Annotated in this window: 17 protein-coding genes; 7 read left to right on the top strand and 10 right to left on the bottom strand. The window is 68.2% G+C overall.

Annotated elements, in window-relative coordinates:
* Positions 1 to 67: 67 nt before the first annotated feature.
* The 4 genes from OZ403_RS07605 to OZ403_RS07590 all read right to left on the bottom strand — a co-directional run bounded on the left by OZ403_RS07605 (position 68) and on the right by OZ403_RS07590 (position 6,869).
* Positions 68 to 1,018 (bottom strand): TerC family protein, encoded by a 951-nt coding sequence (locus OZ403_RS07605; RefSeq protein WP_140788621.1) that lies wholly within the window; start codon positions 1,016 to 1,018, stop codon positions 68 to 70.
* Between the two features lie 128 nt (positions 1,019 to 1,146).
* Complete coding sequence (gene glgX / locus OZ403_RS07600) at positions 1,147 to 3,288, bottom strand: glycogen debranching protein GlgX (protein ID WP_268783798.1); 2,142 nt, start codon at positions 3,286 to 3,288, stop codon at positions 1,147 to 1,149.
* The gene (gene treY, locus OZ403_RS07595) at positions 3,285 to 6,386 is read right to left on the bottom strand and encodes a malto-oligosyltrehalose synthase (protein ID WP_268783797.1); all 3,102 of its coding nucleotides are present in this window, start codon (positions 6,384 to 6,386) and stop codon (positions 3,285 to 3,287) included. The genes glgX and treY overlap by 4 nt, the downstream gene beginning before the upstream one ends.
* A 165-nt stretch (positions 6,387 to 6,551) precedes the next feature.
* Positions 6,552 to 6,869 carry an SWIB/MDM2 domain-containing protein gene (locus OZ403_RS07590; protein ID WP_011551643.1) on the bottom strand — a complete coding sequence of 106 codons (318 nt, stop codon included), beginning with the start codon at positions 6,867 to 6,869 and terminating at the stop codon, positions 6,552 to 6,554.
* A 346-nt stretch (positions 6,870 to 7,215) separates the two neighbouring features.
* Here OZ403_RS07590 and OZ403_RS07585 point away from each other — a divergent pair, with 346 nt between their 5' ends.
* The 5 genes from OZ403_RS07585 to OZ403_RS07565 all read left to right on the top strand — a co-directional run bounded on the left by OZ403_RS07585 (position 7,216) and on the right by OZ403_RS07565 (position 16,023).
* The gene (locus tag OZ403_RS07585) at positions 7,216 to 8,196 is read left to right on the top strand and encodes an NAD-dependent epimerase/dehydratase family protein (RefSeq protein WP_268783796.1); all 981 of its coding nucleotides are present in this window, start codon (positions 7,216 to 7,218) and stop codon (positions 8,194 to 8,196) included.
* A 91-nt stretch (positions 8,197 to 8,287) separates the two neighbouring features.
* Complete coding sequence (locus OZ403_RS07580; protein ID WP_011551641.1) at positions 8,288 to 8,953, top strand: HAD family hydrolase; 666 nt, start codon at positions 8,288 to 8,290, stop codon at positions 8,951 to 8,953.
* 13 nt (positions 8,954 to 8,966) lie between these two features.
* A complete protein-coding gene (locus tag OZ403_RS07575; RefSeq protein ID WP_140788616.1) occupies positions 8,967 to 10,577 on the top strand; it encodes a lactate racemase domain-containing protein in 1,611 nt (536 codons plus the stop codon).
* A gap of 8 nt (positions 10,578 to 10,585) precedes the next feature.
* Complete coding sequence (locus tag OZ403_RS07570; RefSeq protein WP_268783795.1) at positions 10,586 to 14,998, top strand: AMP-binding protein; 4,413 nt, start codon at positions 10,586 to 10,588, stop codon at positions 14,996 to 14,998.
* Entirely contained in the window at positions 14,995 to 16,023 is a 1,029-nt protein-coding gene (locus OZ403_RS07565) for an NAD-dependent epimerase/dehydratase family protein (RefSeq protein WP_268783794.1), read from the top strand. The genes OZ403_RS07570 and OZ403_RS07565 overlap by 4 nt, the downstream gene beginning before the upstream one ends.
* A 198-nt stretch (positions 16,024 to 16,221) precedes the next feature.
* Here OZ403_RS07565 and OZ403_RS07560 read toward each other — a convergent pair whose 3' ends face one another.
* Together OZ403_RS07560 and OZ403_RS07555 are read right to left on the bottom strand one after the other, a co-directional pair.
* Entirely contained in the window at positions 16,222 to 16,392 is a 171-nt protein-coding gene (locus OZ403_RS07560; protein ID WP_174258684.1) for a hypothetical protein, read from the bottom strand.
* 3 nt (positions 16,393 to 16,395) lie between these two features.
* Complete coding sequence (locus OZ403_RS07555) at positions 16,396 to 17,277, bottom strand: GGDEF domain-containing protein (protein WP_140788612.1); 882 nt, start codon at positions 17,275 to 17,277, stop codon at positions 16,396 to 16,398.
* A 260-nt stretch (positions 17,278 to 17,537) separates the two neighbouring features.
* Between OZ403_RS07555 and glgC the strand changes: the two genes are divergently transcribed.
* Both glgC and OZ403_RS07545 read left to right on the top strand, forming a co-directional pair.
* Positions 17,538 to 18,767 carry a glucose-1-phosphate adenylyltransferase gene (gene glgC, locus OZ403_RS07550; RefSeq protein ID WP_140788611.1) on the top strand — a complete coding sequence of 410 codons (1,230 nt, stop codon included), beginning with the start codon at positions 17,538 to 17,540 and terminating at the stop codon, positions 18,765 to 18,767.
* Between the two features lie 7 nt (positions 18,768 to 18,774).
* Complete coding sequence (locus OZ403_RS07545) at positions 18,775 to 19,296, top strand: GNAT family N-acetyltransferase (RefSeq protein WP_140788610.1); 522 nt, start codon at positions 18,775 to 18,777, stop codon at positions 19,294 to 19,296.
* Here OZ403_RS07545 and OZ403_RS07540 read toward each other — a convergent pair.
* The 4 genes from OZ403_RS07540 to add all read right to left on the bottom strand — a co-directional run bounded on the left by OZ403_RS07540 (position 19,293) and on the right by add (position 23,471).
* The gene (locus OZ403_RS07540) at positions 19,293 to 19,742 is read right to left on the bottom strand and encodes a hypothetical protein (RefSeq protein ID WP_237078112.1); all 450 of its coding nucleotides are present in this window, start codon (positions 19,740 to 19,742) and stop codon (positions 19,293 to 19,295) included. The two genes, OZ403_RS07545 and OZ403_RS07540, sit on opposite strands and share 4 nt — an antisense overlap.
* A 122-nt stretch (positions 19,743 to 19,864) precedes the next feature.
* On the bottom strand, positions 19,865 to 21,289 hold the full coding sequence (locus tag OZ403_RS07535) for an RtcB family protein (RefSeq protein WP_140797535.1): 1,425 nt from the start codon (positions 21,287 to 21,289) through the stop codon (positions 19,865 to 19,867).
* Positions 21,290 to 21,450: 161 nt separating this feature from the next.
* Positions 21,451 to 22,230: an SDR family oxidoreductase gene (locus OZ403_RS07530; RefSeq protein ID WP_140788604.1), complete on the bottom strand. Its 780-nt coding sequence runs from the start codon at positions 22,228 to 22,230 to the stop codon at positions 21,451 to 21,453.
* An 80-nt stretch (positions 22,231 to 22,310) separates the two neighbouring features.
* On the bottom strand, positions 22,311 to 23,471 hold the full coding sequence (gene add, locus OZ403_RS07525; RefSeq protein WP_090484346.1) for an adenosine deaminase: 1,161 nt from the start codon (positions 23,469 to 23,471) through the stop codon (positions 22,311 to 22,313).
* Between the last annotated feature and the right edge of the window lie 34 nt (positions 23,472 to 23,505).

Here is a 23,505-nt window from a genome sequence, read left to right as displayed (position 1 = left end):
CCCCAGATTTGGCGGCAACGGCAGCCACTTGCAAGGAAAACGCTGGGTTGGAAGCCCCAGCGTCCGGCTACGTCTTGGCGCTTTCCCGGTCCTGTCCGGGCTCGGGCTGCTTCGGCCAGACCAGCGAGGCGATGATGGCCGCCACCAGCACGCCGGCAATCACGCCCAGGGAGATGCCGATGGGGACGTGGATGTCGAAGAAGGTGATGAGCATCTTCACGCCCACGAAGCCCAGGATGGCGCTCAGGCCCACCTTCAGGAAGTGGAACTTCTCCATCAGGCTGGCCACGACGAAGAACAGCGAACGCAGGCCCAGAATCGCGCACACGTTGGACGTGTAGATGATGAAGGCGTCCTGGCTGATGCCCAGCACCGCGGGGATGGAGTCCAGCGCGAAGAGCAGGTCCGTGGCCTCCACCACCAGCAGCACGATGAAGAGCGGCGTGAACTTGCGCCGGCCGTCCTCCGTCACCCGGAAGCGGCTGCCTTCACCCAGCCGGGCCACCGGCAGCACCCGGCGCGCGAACTTCACGATGCCCTTCTGCTCCGGGTCAATCTCCTCGTCCTTGGACACCAGCATCTTCACCGCGGTGAAGACGAGGAACGCGCCGAACAGGTAGATGAGCCAGTGGAACTGCTTCACCAGCGCCGTGCCGGCGATGATGAGGCCAGCGCGCATGACGAACGCGCCCAGGATGCCCCAGAAGAGCACCCGGTGCTGGTGCTCGGGCGCCACCCGGAAGTAGCTGAACACCATCAGGAAGACGAAGAGGTTGTCGACGGAGAGCGCGTACTCCACCACGTACGCCGTCAACCACTGGAGCCCCACGGTGGGCCCCTGGTAGTGCCAGATGCCCGCGCAGAAAATCAGGCTGAGGGTAATCCACACCAGCGTCCAGAGGCCCGCCTCCTTCGGCGTCACCGCATGGTCCTTGCGATGGAACAGCCCGAGGTCCATCGCGAGCATCGCGAGGACGAAGACGTTGAAACCCACCCAGAGCGCGACTTGCGTGTTCACGTAGCAATCCTGTTGCAGGGTACGACGGGGCGCACCCTACCGGCGGGATGCCTGGGCGTCGACCCCCGCGTGAAACCCGCTGAACCTCCGACTTTCGTCCAGCGGGCCCCCTCCGGCCCCGCGGGGGGCTACTCCGTCGCCGGGCGGCGCAGCACGGCCAGGGAGCGGCCCACCACCTGCACGGTGCCCCCCGCCGGCGTGTGCGTGCGAGGCGACTCCCCCGCCAACGCCGTGTCCACCACCAGCTCCCAGTCCGCGCCCCATTCGACAGCGGGCAGCATGAAGGTGATGGGCTCGTGGTGGGCGTTCATCAGCACCAGGATGGTGTCCCCCACAATCCGGTTCCCTTCATCGTCCGGCGCGGTGATGGCGTCACCGCCCAGCAGGAATCCCAGGGAGCGCACGTAGGGCTTCTCCCAGTCGTCCTTGCGCATCTCCTTGCCGTCGGGCCGGAACCACGCCAGGTCCTTCAGCTCGCTGTCCCACATATGGGCGCCGCGGAAGAAGCGCCGCTTGTGCAACACCGGCTGTTCGCGCCGCAGCTTGGTCAGGGCGCACGTGAAGTCCAGCAGCGCGCGCTGCGTGTCGTTCAGCTCCCAGTCCACCCACGACAGCTCGTTGTCCTGGCAGTAGGCGTTGTTGTTGCCCTTCTGCGTCCGGCCCATCTCGTCGCCGGCCACCAGCATGGGCACACCCTGGGACAGGAAGAGCGTGGCCAGGAAGTTGCGCTTCTGCTGTTCGCGCAGGGCGTTGATCTTGGCGTCGGTCGTCTCGCCCTCCACCCCGCAGTTCCAGGAGTGGTTGTCGTTGGCGCCGTCGCGGTTCTCCTCGCCGTTCGCCTCGTTGTGCTTGTCGTTGTACGTGACGAGGTCGTGCAGCGTGAAGCCGTCGTGCGCGGTGACGAAGTTCACGCTCGCGGCGGGCATGCGGCCGGACAGTGAGAACAGGTCCGAGCTGCCGGTGAGGCGATAGCCAATCTCCGCCGCCTGCCGGTCATCGCCCTTCCAGTAGCGGCGGATGGTGTCGCGGTACTTGCCGTTCCACTCGCTCCACAGCACCGGGAAGTTGCCCACCTGGTAGCCGAAGTCGCCCACGTCCCAGGGTTCGGAGATGAGCTTCACCCGGCTGAGCACCGGGTCCTGGTGGATGATTTGGAAGAAGGCGGCGCGGGTGTCGTAGCCGTACCGGTCCCGCCCCAGCGCGGTGGCCAGGTCGAAGCGGAACCCGTCCACGTGCATCTCCTCCACCCAGTAGCGCAGGGAGTCGGCGATGAGCTTCAGCGCGTACGGGTGCGTGGCGTTCCACGAGTTCCCGCACCCGGTGACGTCCATGTAGTAGCGCGGGTCCTTCTCCGTGAGCCGGTAGTACGCCGCGTTGTCCAGGCCCTTGAAGGACAGCGTGGGGCCCAGCTGGTTGCCTTCGCACGTGTGGTTGTAGACGACGTCGAGCAGCACCTCGATGCCAGCGCGGTGCAGCTGCTTCACCATGCGCTTGAACTCGTCCACCTGCCCGCCCATCGAACCCGAGCCGCTGTAGCGCGCGTCCGGCGCGAAGTACCCCAGGGTGTTGTAGCCCCAGTAATTGACCTTCTCGCGCTGGATGAGGAAGGGCTCGTCGACGATGTGCTGGATGGGCAAGAGCTCCACCGCGGTGACGCCCACCTTCTTCAGGTGCTCGATGCTGGCCGGGTGCGCCAGCCCCGCGTAGGTGCCCCGCAGCGCCTCTGGGATGCGCGGGTGCAGCTTGGTGAAGCCCTTCACGTGGACTTCATAGATGAGCGTGTCGTGCCACGGCACGCGAGGCGGGGCATCTCCCGCCCAGTCGAAGGTGTCCGCGCCCATCACCACGCCCTTGGGCACTGCGGCCGCGTCATCGCGCGTGTCGAACGCGAGGTCGTCCTCCTTGGTGCCCGGCGTATAGGCATAGATGGGGGCCTGGTAGTCCACCTGGCCGTGGATGGCCCGGGCGTACGGGTCCACCAGCAGCTTGTGGGGGTTGAAGCGCAGCCCCTTCTTCGGCTCGTAGAGCCCATGCACGCGCAGCCCGTAGAGGGTGCCCGCGGCCAAGCCAGGCACGTAGCCGTGCCACACCTGGTGCGTCGTCTCCAGCAAGGGAAAGCGGCGCGTCTCCTTCGCGGGGTCCTCCGGGTCGAAGAGACAGACTTCGACCTTCTTCGCGTGCTCGCTGAAAACGGCGAAGTTGACGCCGTGCCCATCGAACGTGGCGCCCAGGGGATACGGCTTCCCTGGAAGCACCTCGGCCCTCCTCATCCGGCGCTCCTCTCCAGCAGAATCACCGGAAACTCCGCCAGGAGCGGCCCCAGGGGCAACATCGCGCCACCCGGTCCACGCTCGGGCCGCACCTGACGTCCGGTGAACACATCGCGAAACATCATGCCCGCATATGCCTCCGGAAGGTCCAGGAACGTGCTGCCGTAAGCGCCCGCCAGCCCTTCGGGGGCCTGCAGGGCGGACAGGGTGTAACGCGGCGCGCAGGCCACCACCACCGTGTCGCCGTGCTCGCGGGCGAAGGCCACCGCCGCTTTCGCCCGGGCGCCGGTCAGCTCGAGCGCCCGGTAGCCGCCCCCCCGGAAGAGGGCTGCCTGCCGCTGACGCAGCCGCAAGGACTCCGCCAGGACGTAGAGCTTCACCTGCCCGTCCTCGAGGTTCGCCGCCAGCCGTGCGCTCAGCGCGGCACGGTCCTTCTCCGCCTCGGCGTCCAGCGCCTCCAGCAGCCGCGCGCGCAGCGCGAAGTCCACCGGGCGCCGGTTGTCCGGGTCCACCAGCGACAAGTCCCACAGCTCGCAGCCCTGGTAGGTGTCCACTACGCCGGGCGAGGCCATCTTCAGCAGCAGTTGCCCCAGTGCGTTGTACTGGCCCGCGCGCTCGATGGAGCGCTTGAAGTCCCGCGCGTCCGCCAGGAAGGAGCCCGCCCCCTTCGAGTCGAAGCAAGCGTCCACGTAGCGCGCCACCGCGTCGTCATAGGCGCTGTCGGGGTTGGTCCACGAGGTGCGGACCTTGGCCTCCTTGATGGCCTTGCCCATGTACTCGCGCACCCGGCGCTGGAAGTCCGCCATCTCCTCCTCGGAGTGGGAGTCGCCCATGGGCCACGCCCCCACCACCGTCTGGAAGAAGAGATACGTGTCATTGGCCGTGGGCGCCGGGCCGGACGGCAGTTGGGATACCGCCTTCTCCGTCTGGCGGGCCCACTTCTTCACCCGCTTGCGCCACTCCTCCGGCACCTCGGTCAGCACGTTGACGCGCGCGCGCACGTCCTCGCTGCGCTTGGTGTCATGGGTGCTGGAGGTGAGCTGGCTGGCCGGCCACCGCTCCGCGCGCTCCTGGTTGCGCAGGTGGAAGGTGTTGGCGTGGACGCCGAAGCGCTCCGGTTCGCCGCCCACCTCGTTGAGGCTCACCAGCCGGTTGTAGATGTAGAAGACGGTGTCCTCCAGCCCCTTGGCCATGACGGGCCCCGTCACCTGCTGCAGCTTCATGGCGAAGCGCAGCATGTCCGCCCGCTCGCGCGCGTCGGTGTGCTCCGGGTAGCGGCGCAGGAGGACGTCGCGCAGGAAGTCGAAGATGGACGCGTTGGTGGTGGCGTTGCGCGCCTTGGCGCGCTGGATGGTCCACTCGATGTACTGCACGTCGCGCCCATCCAGCTCCGGGCGCCAGCCATCCACATAGGTGCGGTACACGGGGAACAGGGCGATGAACTCCACCAGCGCCCGCCGCAGCGAGTTGAGCGTGAAGTCACGCGTGCGCCGGTTCATCTCCGAGATGCGGTTGAGCGCGTGTGCCAGCACGTTGATTTCGCTGGCCATGGACACGCGCATGATGAGCAGCTTCTTCTGGTAGACGAGCTCGGCGAAGTCCGCCTGCCCTCCCACGAAGCGCTCGTACGTCTCCGTCAGCGCCTTCTCCGCGTCCGGCTGGACGAACAGGCCGCTCACCGCGTTGGCGTAGCGGTAGCCCGTGGTGCCGTGCACGGCCCAGGATTCGGGCATGCGCTCGCGGCCGCCCTGAATCTTCTCCACCACCACGTACAACGCCTTGCGCAGCCGGCTGTTCGGCTGCTGCGTCACCTCCGCGCGCCAGCGCTCGCGCAGCGTGGACTCCACCGCCGGCCAGCGCGTGTCATCCTCCGCATGCGTCTGGAGGAACAGCGCGTGGGCCCGCTCCACGAAGTACGCCTCCTGCAGGTCCAGGAAGTAGGCGGTCGGGTCGAAGAGGCCGTCCGGGTGGTCGATGCGCAGCCCCGTGACGAGCCCCTCGCGCAGCCAGCGGAAGATGAGCGCGTGCGCCTCCTGGAAGACGTCCGGGTCCTCCTCGCGCAGCGCGGCCAGGCCGTTGATGTCGAAGAAGCGCCGGTAATTGATTTCCTCGCCCGCCACCCGCCAGTGCGCCAACCGGTAGCTGCACGCCGCCAGCACCGAGTCCAGCAGGTCGTATGAGCGCGGGTTGCCCTGCTCGCCATTGAAGACGCGGACGTTGTCCTCGATGTAGGCCAGCATCTCCGGGAACTCCGCCGTCACCGCGGCCAGCCGGCGCTTGATGACCTCCTTCTCCCGGTGGCGCTCCACCACCTTCGGCCGCTCCACCTCCGTGCGCGAGGGCAGGTAGTCGATGGCTGTGAGGATGGACAGGAACTCCAACATGCCGGGGTGCTCCCCCCCCAGCCGCGACTCCAGCCGCTCCAGACCATGGCGGAGGATGCGGGAGTACTGACGCGGCGCCACCGGCAGCAGGTGCTCGTAGTAATGGAGGAAGAAGGCGCCGTCGCGGAAGGACAGCTTCAGCTCCCCTCGCTCCAGGACGATGCCGTACTGGTCCCCCAGAATCGGCAGCAACACCCTGTCCCGCAGCTCCTCCTTCACCGGCGACCAGTCGATGTCGAAGAACTTCGCGTAGACGGAGGACGGGCCGTTCTCCAGCACGTCGAACCACAGGCGGTTGTCCCGCTCGATGCCCATGTGGTTGGGCACCACGTCCAATACCTGCCCCATGCCCTGCTCACGCAACGCCGCGCAGAGCGCCGCGTGCGATTCGGGCGTCCCGACTTCGGGATTCAACTGTTGGTGGTCCACGCAGTCGTAGCCGTGCGTGCTTCCGGGCGTGGCCTTCAGATAGGGCGAGGCGTAAAGGTCACTCACCCCCAGGCGGGCCAGGTACGGCACCACCTGCCGCGCGTCCTCGAAGGTGAAGCCCTTGTGGAACTGCACTCGGTACGTGGACAGGGGCGTGTGCGGACGCGCATCCAGCTCGGCCTGGACGCGTGCATAGAGCCCTTCGGCCAGGGCCTCCGCCGTCATCGTGGCGCCACCCGCCCCATTCGAGGCGGACCCCTCTTCTTCCAAGGCGTCGAGCAACATGTGGCCCAGAGGTAGGCCGCCCGCGCGCCGACTGCCAGCACGCAGAAACGCGTCCGCCCTCTATCCAACGCTCCGCGGCGACACGCCAACCCCTGGAAATGCAAAGGGCCCGCCGCTTGTCGCGGCGAGCCCCGAGTACGGCGACCGGGAGACCCCGGCCAATGCTCAGCTCAGCTGCTTGTTCACCAGCGCCGTCATCTCGAACATGGTGACGCTCTTCTTGCCACCAAAGATGGGCTTGAGCTTGTCGTCGGCGTTGATCTGCCGCTTGTTCTTCGCGTCCTGCAGGCCCTGCTTCTTGATGTAGGCCCAGAGCTTCTTGACAACCTCCGTGCGCGGCAGCGGCTTCGCGCCGACGATCTCAGCGAGCGCGGCAGACGGCGTCATCTCCTTCATGAACGACGCGTTCGGCGTGCGCTTCTTCGCAGCGGGAGCCTTCTTCGCGGCGGGAGCCTTCTTCGCAGCAGCTTTCTTGGCGGCCATTCGTCTTGAGTCTCCTCCCCTCCGAAGGGGACGTTGTACGGCTTTGCTTATGTGAAGCGAGAGCCGATGCGGCGTAGAAGTAGCACGCCCAAGCCCGAAAAACAGCCCTCTCCTGCGTTTTTCCCTCTGAGCGCCCCTCTGCGAACGCGGCTGGAGCCCGAGAATCAGCCTCCGGAGCGCTCGGCCCCCTCTCGCGCCTTCGCTTTGAAACGCGTCCGGAGCCCGAAAATCAGGCTCCGGAACGATATCTGTCCTCGGGAAACCCCTTACCGGCGTGGATCAGCACCGAAGCAGCCGCCGGATTCTCCTTGCGGACGTGGTGTGTTTTTTTGGATGAAACCCCGTCATGCGAGCCCTCATCACTGGTGCAGGCGGCTTCCTGGGAACGTGGCTGGCCAAGGCCCTGGCCGCGCGCGGAGACACCGTCACATGCCTGTTGCGCCCGGGAGGAGACGCCTCGGGGCTCGCGGGAGTGACCTGTACGCGGGTGGACGGCGACGTGACGGTGCCCTCCACACTGGCCGCCGCGGTGGCGGGGCAGGACGTCGTCTTCCATCTCGCCGGCGCTCGCCGCGGCGCGACACGAGACGACTTCATGCGCGTCAACGCGGAGGGCACCCGCCACCTGTGTGAGGCCATGGTGGCCGCGGGCCACCGCCCCCGGATGGTGCTCACGGGTTCGCTGGCCGCCTGCGGTCCGTCCACGCCCACCCGGCCGCACGTGGAGGAAGACGCCTTCCACCCCCACGAATGGTACGGGGAGAGCAAGGCGGAGGCCGAGCGCATCGCCTTCTCCTATGGAGACCGGCTGCCCGTCACGGTGTCCCGGCCGCCGCGCATCCTGGGCCCCGGGGACAGGGAGAACCTCCCCTTCTTCAAGATGGCCCAGCGCGGCATCCGGCTGGAACTGTCCGGCGGCCCCCGCCCGCTGACCATGGTGGATGTGGAGGACGTGGTGGACATCCTCTTGCTGCAGGCCACCCACCCCGCGGCGATTGGTGAGGCCTTCTTCTGCGCGGGCCCCGGCGAGCCCCTGTCCCTGGAGGAGGTGCAGGACATGGGGGCGCAAGCCCTGGGACTCACACCCCGCACGGTGCGCGTGCACCCCGCGGTGCTCCGGGCCCTGGCCACGACGGCGGACGGGGTGTCGCAGCTGACGGGCCGCAAGCTGGCCCTGAGCCGGAAGATGGCGAAGCAGCTGTTGGCGCCTGCCTGGACGTGCTCCGGGGCCAAGGCCGAGCGGCTGCTCGGCTTTCACCCCCGGCGCGACCTGGCGGACTCCATCCGTCGCAGCGTGCGGTGGTACCAGGAGCAGGGCTGGCTGTAGCCCCTTCTCTCCCCGAGCCGCCGGGAGACGCGCCAAACTCCCGGCATCATTGACCTCCCCCCCCTCGAAGTGTCAGGAAGCCCGCAGCCCCATGTCCTCGAAAGCTGCCTTCTTCGATGTCGACGGGACGCTCGTGAAGACGAACGTCGTCCACGTCTACGCGTACTACGCGATGAACCGCGGCTCCGTCCTGGGCATCGCGGGACGGACCCTGAGCACCGCCCTCAGCGTGCCGCTCTTCGGTGTCATGGACGCGGTGGACCGCAAGACGTTCAACGAGTTCTTCTACCGCTACTACGCGGGCCTGAGCGAAGACCGCCTGGTCACCATCGCCGAGGACATGTTCGAGGACGTGCTGCAGCCCGCCCTCTTCGAGCAGACGCAGGACCTCATCGACCAGGCCCGCCGCAGCGGCTGCAAGATTGTCCTCGTCACGGGCGCGCTGGACTTCACCATGCGCCCGCTGGCGCGCCACCTGGGCGCCGACGACATGATCGCCAACAAGATGCAGTTCGTGGGCGGCAAGGCGACGGGCAAGGTGATTCCGCCCATCATCGAAGGCGCGAACAAGGCGAACGCCATCCGCGCCTACTGCACCAAGGAAGGCCTGTCGCTGGACAAGTGCCACGGCTACTCCGACAGCGCCTCTGACTACGCGATGCTCGCGGTGGTGGGCCGTCCCACCGCGGTGAACCCGGACCTGCGGCTGCGCTCCATCGCGCGCGCCTACAACTGGCCCATCCTCGACCTCAAGTAAGAGCCCCCACGCCATGCGCCCGTTCAAGACGCTCCAGAAGCTGTACGACGAGGAAAGCCAGGTCGTCATCACCGAGAAGGGCAGCCCCCCGCGCGTGCTGTTCCACGGTGAGAACTTCCTGCAAGAAGACCTTCCGGTCGGCACGCGCGTCATCTTCCCGCGCCCGCCCCTGGCCGGCGTGCCCAACGTCAAGGCCGCCATCCGCTACGCCATCAACAACCCGGAGGGCATGGAGCCGCTGCACGCGCTCCTCAAGCCGGGCATGCGCCTGACGTGCGTCATCGACGACATCAGCGTGCCGCTGCCGCCCATGGTCACGCCGGACGTGCGGCAGACCATCCTGGAAATCGTCCTGGAGCTGGCCGCCGACAGCGGCGTGGACGACGTGCACCTCATCATCGCCAACGCCCTGCACCGCCGCATGACGGAAGGCGAGATGAAGCGCATGGTGGGCGAGAAGATCTTCGACGCCTACTACCCGGACCGCTACTACAACCACGACGCCGAGGACCCGGACGGGATGGTCGCGCTGGAGCGCACGTCCCACGGTGAAGAGGTGTCGGTGAACCGCCGCGTGGCGGAGAGCGACCTCATCGTCTACGTGAATGTGAACTTCGTGCCCATGAACGGCGGGCACAAGTCCATGGGCACCGGCGTGTCCAACTACGCGTCGCTGCGCCACCACCACAACCCGAAGACCATCCGCGCCTCCGACAGCTACATGGAGCCCAAGACGAGCGCGCTCTACAAGAGCAACGAGCGCATCGGGCGCAACATCGACAAGCACCTGAAGGTCTTCCACATCGAGACGGCGCTGAACAACCGCATGTTCGGCGGCCCCACCGACTTCCTGGCGAAGAAGGAAGAGGACTACACGGAGGCGGACCGGCTGAAGTTCCAGGCCATGCGCTTCGCGCTGTCCAAGCTGCCGCGCGCCGCCGCGCGCAAGGTGCTCAACTCCGTCCCCGCGCCCTATGACGTCACGGGCGTCTATGCCGGCGCCACGGAGCCCACGCATCAGAAGACGCTGGAGACGAGCTACAAGCAGTACGTGGTGCCGGTGGAGGGACAGAGCGACATCGTCATCTTCCCCATCCCGTTCATCTCCCCGTACAGCGTCAACTCCATCCTCAACCCGCTGCTGGTGCAGGTGATGGGGCTGGGCTACTTCTACAACCTGAACCGCGGCGTGCCGCTCGTGAAGAAGGGCGGCGTGCTCATCCTCCTGCACCCGGCCTACGACGAGTTCGACCCGGAGCACCACCCCAGCTACATCGAGTTCTTCCACCGGCTGCTGCCGGAGACGCGGGACTCCATGAAGCTGGAGCACAAGTACGAGCGCGAGTTCGCGGAGAACCCCAGCTACGTGCACCTGTACCGCAAGGGCAACGCCTACCACGGCGTGCACCCCTTCTACATGTGGTACTGGGGCGAGAATGGCCGCCAGCACGTGGGCAAGGTCATTGTCGCGGGCGCGGAGAACAACCACGTCCCCGCCTTGATGGGCTGGGACCGCACCGACACGCTCACCGAGGCCATTGAAGAAGCCCGCGGGTTCATGGGCCGCTCGGCCACCATCAGCCTGCTGCGCATCGCGCCCACGGTGATGGTGGATGTGAAGTGAGGACGCCCATGGCCGCCCTTCCCGAGCTGAACGTCACCCAGACCTTCACCGGTAAGCGCCTGCTCTTCGCGGGCGCCACCGGCTTCGTGGGCAAGGTGACGCTGTCCATGCTGCTGACCCGCTACGGGCAGGACCTGGACAAGGTGTACGTGCTGGTCCGCAAGGGCAGCGCCGCGTCCGCCGAGCGCCGCTTCTTCGACAAGGTCGCCACCAGCGAGCCCTTCCAGCCGCTGCGCGACAGCCTGGGGGACGAAGGCGCGCTGGCCTTCATCCGTCAGAAGGTGGAGGTGCTGGACGGCGACATCACCGACCCGTGGATGGGCCTGGAAGAGCCCCAGGTGGAGGCGCTCACCGGGAAGGTGCACGCGTTCATCAACTGCGCCGGTCTGGTGTCCTTCAACCCGTCGCTGGAGGTGGGCCTCAACGTCAACACCCACGGCCTGAAGTTCGCCGCGGCGCTGGCGCTGCGCTGGTCCGTCCCGCTGATTCACATGTCCACGGCCTTCGTGGCCGGCAACCGCAGCGGGCTCGTCTTCGAGGACGAGGAGGTTCGCGGCTACTTCCCCAAGCGGGAGGAGATGGACGGCCGCGACTTCAGCTTGGAGCAGGAGCTGCAGGACGCGGCGCGCATCGTCGCGCGGCTGCGCGAGCAGGCCGAGGACCGGGCCCTCACGTCCACCTTCCGCAAGAAGGCGCTGGACCGGCTGGAAGAAGAAGGCCGCGACACCAACGACGAGAAGACGCTGCGGCTGGCGGTGGGCCGTGAGCGCAAGCTGTGGCTCAGCGGCGAGCTGGTGCGCGCCGGCATGGAGCGCGCCGCCCACTGGGGCTGGCCCAACACGTACACGTACACCAAGTCCCTGGGCGAGCAGGTGCTCGCGGCCACCCCGGGCCTGCGCTACTCCATCGTCCGGCCCTCCATCGTGGAGAGCGCGCGGCACTACCCCTTCCCCGGCTGGAACGAGGGCTTCACCACCTCCGCGCCCCTGGCCTTCGCGGGAATCAAGGGCCCCGGCGGCATCCCCGCGGGCGAAAACACCATCCTGGACATCATCCCGGTGGACCAGGTGGCGGGCGCCACCATCGGCATCACCGCGCATGCCATGGACGTGGAGGAGCGGCGCATCTACCAGCTCGCCTCCGGCGACGAGAACCCCTTCTACGCCGGCCGCTCGGTGGAGCTGGTGGGCCTGTACCGGCGGCGCTACTACCGCAACCGCGAGTCCGGCAATGCGCTGATGAACAAGCTGCGCTCGCGCGTCGAGCCGCAGCCGGTCAGCAAGAAGGAGTTCGAGCTGTTCAGCGCGCCCATGCTGCTGCGCGGCGCGCGCTTCCTGAAGAAGGCCATCGACGAGGTGCGTCCCGCGTGGGGCGCTCCGGCCGTCCAGGCCATGCTGGACAAGGCGAAGGTGTCGCTGGACGAGGTGGACGACAACGCCCAGGGCATCATCGCCCTGACGGAGCTGTTCCTCCCCTTCCTCTACGAGAACCGCTACGTCTTCCGCTGCGACAACACGCGCTCCGTCTACGCGCGCATGGCGCACGCGGACCGGTTGAAGGTGCCCTGGGACCCGGAGCACATCGACTGGCGCGAGTACTTCCTGGGGACCCACCTCCCCGGCCTGGAGAAGTGGGTGTTCCCAGGCATGGAGTCGGAGCGCGAGAAGCGCACCGTCATCCCCGCGCACCGCGACCTGCTGGAGCTGATGCAAGCCACGGTGCACGCGTACCGGCACCGTGTGGCCTTCCGCATGGTGGCGGGCGAGAAGGAGGAGCGCTTCACCTACGGCGAGGTGCACCGCTACGCCGAGCGCGTGGGCAGCTTCCTGCTGGCCGCGGGCATCAAGCACGGCGACCGCGTGCTGCTGGTGTCGGAGAACCGGCCCGAGTGGGGCATCAACTACTTCGGCATCCTGCGCGCGGGCGCCACCGTCGTTCCGGTGGACCCGGGCTTGAGCGAGGCGGAGCTCGTCAACATCGCCCGCCGGGCGGAAGCGCGCGCGTGCCTCGTCTCCGAGGATGCGGCCCGGGACTTCCCCGGCCTCTTCGCCGCGCTGGGTGACGGCGTCACCGTGGCCAGCCTCGCGGAGGCGATGACGGGCGACCCGGCGTACCCGGACCGCATCGGTCCCGTGCGCAAGTCCGCCGCGGCGGACGACCTGGCCAGCATCATCTTCACCTCTGGCACCACGGGCACACCCAAGGGCGTCATGCTCACCCACCGGAACTTCGCCGCGCTGGTGGCGAAGCTGGCGGGGACCTTCGACATCGGCGTGGGCGACGGCGTGCTGTCCGTGCTGCCGCTGCACCACACCTTCGAGTTCGCCGCTGGCTTCCTCACCCCGTTCTGGCGCGGGGCGGAAATCACGTACATCGACGAGCTGACGTCGGACCGGCTGGGCGAGGTGTTCGAGACGGGCCGCATCACCGCCATGGTGGGCGTGCCGGCGCTGTGGCAGCTCTTGCACCGCAAGATTACGCAGGAGTTCGCCAGCCGCCCGCCGTTCATCGAGCAGGCGCTCAAGGCTCTGATGGCCACCCACGGCGAGCTGCGCAACCGCAACAACATCAACCTGGGCAAGCTGCTGTTCTGGCCGGTGCACCGCAAGTTCGGCGGGCGCATCAAGGTCATCGTGTCGGGCGGCTCGGCGCTGCCGGACGACGTGCACAAGGCCTTCCACGAGCTGGGCTTCAACATCACGGAGGGCTACGGCCTGACGGAGGCCGCGCCGGTGCTGGCGGTGACGAAGCCCGGCAACAAGCGCCAGCCTGGAACGGTGGGCCGCGCGCTGCCCGGTATCGAGCTGCGCATCCTCAATCCGGACAACGACGGGTTGGGAGAAGTGCTGGCCAAGGGCCCCAACGTCATGCCCGGCTACTTCGGCGACCGTGAGGCCACCGAGGCGGTGCTCAAGGACGGCTGGCTCCACACGGGCGACTTGGGACGTCTGGACGCGGAGGGCCACCTGTACCTGGTGGGCCGCGCGAAGGACGTCATCATCGACCACAACGGGAAGAACATCTACCCGGACGAGTTGGAGGAGCTGTACCAGGACCACACGCACATCAAGGAGCTGTCCATCGTCGGCCTGCCCGACGACGCGGGCGGCGAGAAGGTGGCGTGCCTGTGCGTGCCCGACTACGCGGACCGCCCGCGTGAGGAAGTGCGCCGCGAATTGGAGGAGCACTTCCGCAAGGTGAGCGCGGGCATGCCCTTCTACCGGCGCGTGAAGGTGTTGCGCCTGTGGGACGGCGAGCTGCCCCGCACCGCCAAGCGCAGCGTGAAGCGCAAGCAGGTGGTGGAGGAGCTCAAGCGCCAGGAACGCATGGCGGCCAGCGCCAGCAAGGCGCGCGAGAAGGCGGCCAACCCCGCCACGGGCGGCATCGCGGACTGGCTCTTCCCGCTCATCGCGGACGTCAGCCACCGGCCGGTGTCCGACGTGCGTCCGGACGCGCTGCTCAGCGGCGACCTCGGCTTCGACTCGCTGATGCTCACCGAGCTGTCCTCCGCGCTGGAGGCGGCCGGCGTGCCGCTGCCCGCGGTGGAGGACCTGACGCAGGTGCAGACGGTGGAGGACCTGCGCAAGGTGGTGGCGTCCTCCGGCAAGCGCCCCACGGTGGAGACGCGCGCGAAGGAGATCTCCAAGGAGAACGAGCGCGCGGAAGAGGTGGAGATTCCGGTGCCCGACGTGGTCGCGGACGTCGGCCGGCAGCTCTTGTCCTTCGGGCAGAAGGTGCTCTACGGCGGCGTGTTCGACGTGAAGGTGACGGGCAAGTCCTTCATCCCGCAGAACCGCAACTTCCTCGTCATCGCCAACCACTCCAGCCACCTGGACGCGGGCCTGGTTCGAGTGGCGCTGGGTGACCAGGGCGAGCGGCTGGTGTCCCTGGCGGCGCGCGACTACTTCTTCAACACGCCGCTCAAGCGCGCCTGGTTCGAGAACTTCACCAACCTGGTGCCCATCGAACGGCAGGGCTCGCTGCGCGAGTCGCTGCGGATGGCGGGCGAGGCGCTGCGACAGGGCTTCAACGTCCTCATCTTCCCGGAGGGCACGCGCTCCACCACCGGCGAGCTGATGGAGTTCAAGTCCACGCTGGGCTACCTGGCGCTCACCTTCAACATGGACGTGCTGCCGCTGTACATCGGCGGCGCCTTCGACGCGCTGCCCAAGGGCAGCGTGCTACCCAAGACGAAGACGCCCCTGCGGGTGAACATCGGTCCGGTGCTGGGCCACGCGGACCTGCGCACGCGGGTGCAGGGCATGGCGCGCTCGGAGGGCTACCGCTACGTCACCCGCATCGCGGAGGACTCGATGCGGGCGCTGCGCGACGGCCGGGTGCTGAACCTGGAGCGCGTGGACCTGCCTCCGGCCGGGGCCAGTCCCCGCGCGTCCACGTCCACGGAAGGGAAGGACTCGTGAAGCTGCTGGTGACGGGAGGCACGGGCTTTCTGGGCACGCACCTGGTGCCCAGGCTGGTGGCGGCGGGCCACGAGGTGCGGCTCATCGGCCGCTCGCAGCCTTCGGGCGCGCCCTACGCGGGCACGGAGTTCGTCCCCGGTGACTTGAAGAACCGGGACGCGGTGCGCCGCGCGCTGGAGGGCGTGGACGCCGTCTACCACCTGGCGGGGCTCGTCTCCTTCCAGCCGAAGGACGCGCGGAAGATGTTCGAGCTGCACGTGGACAGCACCCGCGAGCTGCTGCGGGACGTGCGCGAGGCCGGCGTGAAGCGCGTGGTGCTGGCCTCCACCTCCGGCACCATCGCGGTGTCGAAGGAGGCGCACGTCCGCGACGAGAGCGCCGACTACCCGATTACGGTGGTGGGCCAGTGGCCCTACTACCTGTCGAAAATCTACGAGGAGAAGCTGGCGCTCGCGTACTGCCGCAAGCACGACATTCCCCTGGTGGTGCTCAACCCCAGCCTGCTGATGGGGCCCGGGGATGACCGGCTGTCCTCCACGTGGACGGTGGTGAAGTTCCTCAACCGCGAGATTCCGGCCATGCCGGGCGGCGGCATCTCCTTCGTGGACGCGCGCGACGCGGCGGACGCCTTCGTCCAGGCGCTCACCCGGGGCGAGGTGTACGGCCGTCACCTCATGGGCGTGAATCTGTCCATGAAGGATTTCTTCCAGCGGCTGGAGCGCCTGTCCGGCGTGCCCGCGCCGAAGCTGAAGCTGCCCTCCAAGGTCAACGTGCTCGGCGGGAAGCTGCTGGAGCGCTGGGCCAAGGTGCGCGGCACCACGCCGACGCTGGACCCGCAGGAAATCGACATCGGCGAGCACTGGTTCTGGCTGGACGCGTCCAAGGCGGAGGCCAAGCTCGGCTTCCGCGCGCGCGACATCCAGGAGACGCTCTCCGAGACGGTGCAACACATCTACGGGAAGATGCCGCCCCAGAGCCTGCCGGGCACCAAGGGCCGGCTGGCGGAGCTGCGCGAGAACACCTGAGCGGGATTCTGGCGGGAGCTTCCGGGCACCGAAATCCCGCCCCCGGCTGGGCCGCGGTGCGCACCGTGGCCCGCCGTCGCGCCGCTACCGGAGACGACTGGGCGAGCGCACGGCAGCCCGACGTCCCGCATTGACCGAAACCGCCCAGACGACACCGCCTGGCTTCGACGGCACGGAGCCAGGCGCATCACATCGCGACTACCGCTGCGGCACACCCACCGTGCGCCGGGCGTTGTCCACCAGGCGCGCGGCCCAGGGCTCCGCGCGGTGGCTCCACACCCAGGCCGCGCCGAGGAAGACGCAGCCCAGGAGCACGAGCACCAACCGCGCGAGGAAGGACGGGCCCGCTTCGCTTGCGCTGGCGGCCACGGCCTAGCCCACCACGCGGTTTCGGCCCGACTTCTTCGCCTTGTACAGGTTGGCGTCCGCCACCTTGATGAAGTGCGTGGGCTCCAGCATGTCCGGCGTCTGCTCGGCCACGCCAATGGAGATGGTGACGGGGATTTCCTTCTCGTCGTAGACGAAGGACTTCTCCGCGATGAGCCGACGAATCTTCTCCGCGAACAGGCGCGCCTTGTCCGGGCCGTCCTCGGGGAGGACGACGGCGAACTCCTCGCCGCCGTAGCGGGCGAAGCACTGCTCGCGGCGCACCAGGCGCTTGATGGACTGGGCCAGCTCCCGCAGCACGTAGTCCCCGGCGAGGTGGCCGTGGACGTCGTTGATCTGCTTGAAGTGGTCGATGTCGAACATCATCAGCGTGAGGGTGCGCTGATAGCGGGTCGACCGGCCCATCTCCTTCTCGAGGTACTCCAGGAAGTACCTCTTGTTGTTGATGCCGGTGAGGCCGTCCGCGATGGTCAGCGTGTAGATGGTCTCGTGGTACTGGGTCTCGATGTTGTCGCCATCGAGGAACTTGAAGATGGAGCCTCCGACCTTGACCAGGTCCCCGCTGCGCAGCGGCGAGGCCTGAAGCACTTCCTGGTCATTGAGGAAGGTACCGTTGGTGGAGCCCAGGTCTTCAACGAGCATCTTCCCCCCACGCCCCAGAATCCGGGCGTGGCGGCGGGACACGTTGTCCAGGTCCACTACGATGTGGTTGTGCTGATCCCGCCCGATGGTGAGTTCGGCATCCTCGATGAGGTACTTCTTGCCGAGCTCCGGGCCGTGAATCTGCACGAGACAACACTCCGTGCTGCGGTGGGCATGCACGTTGAGCGTTGAGATCTTGGTGACGCGGGTTTCGTCGCCGGCCATCGGAAACGAGGCTAGCACGATAGCCTCGGCAGACGCCATGCAACGCAGCCGGGGCCGGTTCTTCGGCCCTTGGCGGCGTTTCTCCCACATGCCGCCCGGGGGCGGCCTCCAGGCGCGGCGAGGCCCGGAAACCCGAGGCGTCGGGACGTCCAGCGCCGGTCAGGACACCTGAACAGGCGGTTCGGCACTCAACGATGGCTGGCAGGCAGGCACACGTGCCCTTGCCGGCCCCCCGGGGACGACTAACGTCCGGAACACCTATGTCCAAAGTCCTGGCGATGATTCTGGCTGGAGGCGCTGGCACGCGCCTGGAGCCCCTGACGCGCGAGCGCGCGAAGCCCGCTGTCCCCTTCGGCGGCCGCTACCGCATCATCGATTTCGTTCTCTCGAACTTCGCCAACTCCGGCGTGTACCGGATGAAGGTGTTGACGCAGTACAAGAGCGACTCGCTCAACAACCACCTGTCCCGTGCCTGGCGGATGACGGCGTTCCTGGGCCACTACGTGGAGCCCGTGCCCGCGCAGATGCGCACCGGGCTGGACTGGTACAAGGGCAGCGCGGACGCCATCTACCAGAACCTCAACATCATCACCGACGAGGAGCCGGACTACATCTTCGTCTTCGGCGCGGACCACGTGTACCGGATGGACACGCGCCAGATGCTGGACTTCCACTGCGCGAAGAAGGCCGCGTGCACGGTGGCCGCGATTCCCGTCCCGATTGAGCAGGGACGCGAGTTCGGCATCATCGACGTGGGGCCGGACGGGCGGATGCGGCAGTTCCTGGAGAAGCCCAAGGACCCGCCGCCCATGCCGGGCAACCCCAAGATGTGCCTGGCCTCCATGGGCAACTACCTCTTCTCCACCGACGTGCTGGTGCAGGAGGTGGTGCGGGACGCGGCGAACGAGACGAGCGCGCACGACTTCGGCAAGTCCATCATCAGCGAGCTGTACAAGCGCGCGCCGGTGTACGTGTACGACTTCGCCCAGAACGAGGTCCCAGGCCAGGAGGCCAAGGAGCGCGGCTACTGGCGGGACGTGGGGAACATCGACGTCTACTACCAGTCCAACATGGATCTGGTGGAGGTGGACCCCACGTTCAACCTCTACAACGACCGCTGGCCCATCCACACCCAGCCCAACAACTACCCGCCGGCGAAGTTCGTCTTCGCGGACGAGCAGAACAGCCGCGTGGGCCACGCCATGGACACGCTGGTGGCGGAGGGCTGCATCATCTCCGGCGGCAGCGTGCGGCGCTCGGTGCTGTCACCGAAGGTGCGCGTCAATTCGTACTCGGAGGTGGAGGACTCCCTCCTGTTCGAGAACGTCACCATCGGCCGGCGCTGCCGCATCCGCCGGGCCATCATCGACAAGAACGTGGAGATTCCGCCGGGGATGACCATCGGGTTCGACCCGGTGGAGGACCGGCGGCGCTTCCACGTCACGCCCGGGGGCGTCGTGGTGATTCCCAAGGGCATGAAGGTGACCTGAGACGACCATGGGCGCGGACGGACTCCTCCTGAGGCCCGCGAAGGAGTCCGACCGCCGCACGCTGTGGCGCATCCACACCCTGGCCGTGGAAGCCCTGTGCCCGCGCGCGTACGCGCCGCACGAGGTGAGCACCTGGGTGCGGCTCTTGAAACCGGAGGGCTACCTGCGGCCGGAGCGTCCGCGCACGGTGCTGGTGGCGGAACGCGGCCGGCGCGCGGTGGGCTTCGGCCAGGTGGACGCGGCGCTAGGTGAGTTGGAAGCGCTCTACGTAGTGCCAGACGAGGCGGGCCATGGCGTGGGCCCCGCCCTGCTGTCGGCCCTGGAATCCGCCGTCTGGCGGGGCAGCGCGGCGCTGCTGGGGCTGGATGCCAGCCTGAACGCCGAACACTTCTATCAGCGGCACGGTTATGCCTCCGTCCACTCCGCCCGGCGCCCTCTCACGGTCGACGTCCAGTTGGAGTGCGTGCGGATGCAGAAGCAGCGGCCGACCACGGCCCTGGGGCGATGGCCGGCCTGGCGCCGCGGCTAGGTGAAGGCCGCCTTCACCTCGGGCTTGTTGAGCACCACCAGGGCCCAGATGCCCACGGGGATGCCCAGACAGGCGCAGGGGCCGCAGCAGGGGATGACGGCGATGATGGCGGCGGCCATTGCCAGCCCGTAGCTCTGCAGGTTCTTCATCTTCAGCGCGCCGAAGAAGACGATGCCGTTGAGCACCAGCGTGGGCAGCGCGAGCAGCAGCTGTCCGCCCGTGCTCGTCATCCCCGACAGCATCTCCCGGGCGCCTTCGGGCAGGTCGGGGTTGTTGAGCGCCTCCGCGACTGCGGGGTCCGCTCCACCGAAGGCCTGGAGCACGTTGATGAGCCCCAGCAGCACGGTGATGGCGGACAGGACCATCAGCAAGATGGCCGGCAGCGACACGGCCTCCTTCGCGCCCGCTCCGCCGGGAGAGTTCATCGCTCCGTAGGTGTTCTCCATGGTCCCCAGTTCCCCTCGATGCCGCGTGAAATGCCGTGCGGGCAGTGGGCCCGCCGCGCGGCCATTCCACTCGGAGACGGGGGAGCACGCCAAGTGAAATGACGTGCCCCCTCCCTCCCTGCTCAGGCCTTGAAGGTGAGCAGCGGGGAGAGCCGGGCTACCTCCCGGACGATGCCGGCCTCCACCTGCGCATCCACCACCGGGCGGATGGGCTTGTACGCCACGGGCGCTTCTTCGACGCGGCGCTCCGCGCGAAGGGTGATGCAGTCCACGCCGGTCAACCCCAGGGCGGCCTCGCTCTGGTCCGCGCCGCCCCGCGACAGGGAGAAGCGGGAGCGCGCGCGACCCGCGCCGTGCGACGCGGACTCCAGCGCCCGCGCATCCCCACACCCCACCATGAGGAAGGACGTGGCCCCCATGGAGCCGGGGATGATGACGGGTTGCTCCGCCCCCGCCGGGCATGCGCCCTTGCGCGCCAGCCAGCCGCCCTCGTAGGGCAGCGTCAGGTTGTGGGGCACGTCGTAGACGAGCGGGGCCTCCACGTCCCCGAAGAGCTCCCGGAGCGTCTGGCGCAGCAACTCCGCCAGCAGCAGGCGGTTGAGGAAGGCGTAGTTGGCCGCCGTCGCCTCCGCCTCCAGGTATTCGGTGACGAGCCGCGCATCTCCCAGGGGGAGGATGCCGCTGGCCGGAAGCGGCGTTCCCGCGGGCCACGCCTGGCGCGCGCGGTCCTGCCAGGCCACGCCCACATGCTTGCCCACGTCCCGGCTGCCGGAGTGAATCATGAACGCGAGCTGCCCCTCACGCACGCCCCAGTCCCACGCCCGAGCCCGGTCCTCCACGGCCTCCACGCGCTGCACCTCCACGAAGTGGTTGCCGCCGCCAATGGTGGCCAGGCCCGCGTCGCGCACCAGCCCTTCGCGCGTGAAGGACTCGGGCGCCCAGCGCGGATGGCCCTTCAGCCCGCCGCCCAGGTGGATGCGCGACACCTCCGCGTCGAGTTGGGCCAGGTCGGCCCGTCCCGCGCACCCCAGCGGCTGCTCCAGCGTCTCCAGGAGCCAGCCCTGCACGCCGTCGCGCAGCAGCGCCTCGGAGGCCCGCGAGCCCATGGTGACGTCACGCGTGCCGAAGAAGTAGTGGCCCTTCATCCGCTCGACGAAGGCCGACCGCTTCGCCAGGAAGTCCTCCACGGAGAGGTCCGCGACGTGCAGCCGCATGCCGCAGTTGATGTCGGTGCCAATGGCGCCGGGCACCACCAGCCCGCGCGTGTGGAGCACCGAGCCAATGGCCACCCCGGAGTCTCCCGGGTGGAAGTCTGGCGTGGCACGCACCCGCAGCACCTCGCCACCACCGGGGTGTCTCAGGGCCGCGAGCTGGGCGAGTTGTTGGAAGGCCTTGCCCTCCACGGGCAGGTCCGGCGGGAGGAGGACTTCGGCGGGCGGCGCGTGAGCGTCACCCAGGAGGCGGACGGAATAGAGGCGGCCGTCATAGGCGACCTCGAGCCCCTCGCGGGCGAGCGCCCGGAGAAGCCGGTTCAGTTTCGGCTGCATGACCCAACTCAGGAATGCCCCGGGGTCCTTTGCGTGGACCTGCCAGGGGGACGTGACGGAGAGATGAGGGACCTGGGGTCAGCAGCCGCGGTCGCCAGACGGCGCGAAGCCGTCTTCACCGTCCACACACGGGCACCCGGCCCGTTCCTGACGAAGGGACATCAGACGGCCGCGGACAGGCCGCCATCCACGTTGATGGCCGCGCCGCTGATGTAGCCACCGCGGGGTGACAACAAGAAGGCCACGGTGTCCGCGAACTCCTCCGCCTTCCCCACCCGGCCCAGCGGAATTCCGGCGTGACGCGCCATCTCCTGCTGGAAGGACTCCACGGGCTTGCCCACCTCCTTGGCACGACGCGCCCACTGGCCACTTTCGATGATGCCCACCAGCACCGCGTTCACCCGGATGGCGTGGGGGCCCAACTCCTTGGACAGCGCCTTCGTCAAGGCGAGCCCCGCCGCGCGAGACACCGACGACGGCGTGGAGTTTGCGCCCGGCGTCTTCGCCGCGATGGCCAGCACGTTGACGATGGCGCCGCTCCCCGACTCCTTCAGGAAGGGCAGCGCCTGCCGCGAGGCACGAATCGCCGCGAAGACCTTGAGCTGGAGGTCGGCCTCCCACTCCGCGTCACTCACCGAGGCGAAGGGCCGGCCCGCCGCGGTGCCCGCGTTGTTCACCAGCCCGTCGATGCGTCCGAAGCGCGCGTGGGCGGCATCCACGAAGTGCTCCACTTCCCACGCACGTGACACGTCGGCCTGGACGGTGAGCACATCCCCACCCTCGGCGCGCAGGGCCGCGGCGGTGGCCTCCAGCCGCTCCGCCCCGCGGGCACAGAGCGCCACCTTCGCGCCCTCCCGGACGAGCCGCCGGGCCACCGCAGCCCCCAGCCCCTCCGAGCCACCCGTCACCAGTACCACCTTGCCACCCAGTTCCAGGTCCACGTGCCACCTCCTCGCGGCCGGCGCCGGCCCCGCGAGGCGACTGCACCTCGCACGGGGCCGGGACGCCGGACGTCACGTCATCAAGCGGGCTGCTTCACCAGGTGCCGCTTCTGGTCGAAGGCCGCCAGCGTCTGGGCGATCTCCTCGTTCACCGCCCGCAGCATGTCCTGCTTCTCCCGGAACGGGAGGAAGGCGCTCTTGAAGCCGGAGACGAGGATGGTGGTCAGGTCCTCCAGCGACAGGCCCAGCGCGGAGTGCGCCGTCCACAGCTCCTTGGTCACCGTGGTGTCGGTGATGAGGCGGTTGTCCGTGTTGATGGTCACCCGCAGGCCGTAGTCGAAGTAGAACTTCAGCGGGTGTGCTGACAGGCTCGTCACGGCGCCCGTCTGCACGTTGGAGGTGGGGCACACCTCCAGCGGGATGCGGTGGTCGTTGACGTAGTTGAGCAGGTCCCCGTCCTCGCGCAGCCGCGTGCCGTGGCCGATGCGGTGCGCGCCCAGGTTGTGGATGGCCTGGGAGATGGACTCGGGGCCGTAGGCCTCGCCCGCGTGCGCGGTGCAGTTGACGTTGTTCTTGAGGATGAGCTGGAAGGCGTCCCGGTGGTCCTTCGCCGGGAAGCTCGCCTCCGCGCCGGCCAGGTCGAAGCCGATGACGCCGCGGTTCTTGTAGGCCACCGCCAGCTCCGCCAGCCGCATGGACGTCTGCGGGTTGATGTGGCGGATGCCGCAGACGATGACGCCGCACTTGATGCCCGTCTCCCGCTTCGCGGCGCGCAGGCCCTCCAGCACGGAGTCGATGACCGTGGTCATCTTCAGGCCCTTCTGCAGGTGCAGCGCGGGCGAATAGCGGACCTCCAGCCAGCGCACGTTCTCCGCGGCGGCGTCCACGGCCAGCTCGTAGGCGGCGCGGTAGAGGGACTCGGCCGTCTGGAGCACGGAGAGCGTCACGTCGAAGGCGACGAGGTACTCCTCCAGGCTCTCGCACACCTCGCCCATGTGGATGGCCTTGGCCAAGCCATCCTCGGTGTCGGCGAGCAGCTTGATTTTCTGCTGCTCGGCCAGCTCCAGGATGGTCTTCAGGCGCATGGACCCGTCCAGGTGGCAGTGGAGGTCCGTCTTGGGCAGCGCGCGCAGCAGCTCTTCCGTCACCGCCAGGGTGGGCGGTGGCACGAAGTCCGTCCGCCGGGCGGACGAGGGAATGCCGGTGGCGCTGGGAATCTCGTCATCACGAATGGTAGGCATGGTCCAAGTTCCTTCCTTGCGCCATCCTCCAAAC

The sequence above is a fragment of the Myxococcus sp. NMCA1 genome (genome assembly GCF_026810205.1).
Classification (GTDB): Bacteria; Myxococcota; Myxococcia; order Myxococcales; family Myxococcaceae; genus Myxococcus; species Myxococcus xanthus_A.
The sequence above is the reverse complement of the archived record's forward strand: the minus strand, read 5'-3'. Positions and strand labels throughout refer to the sequence as shown.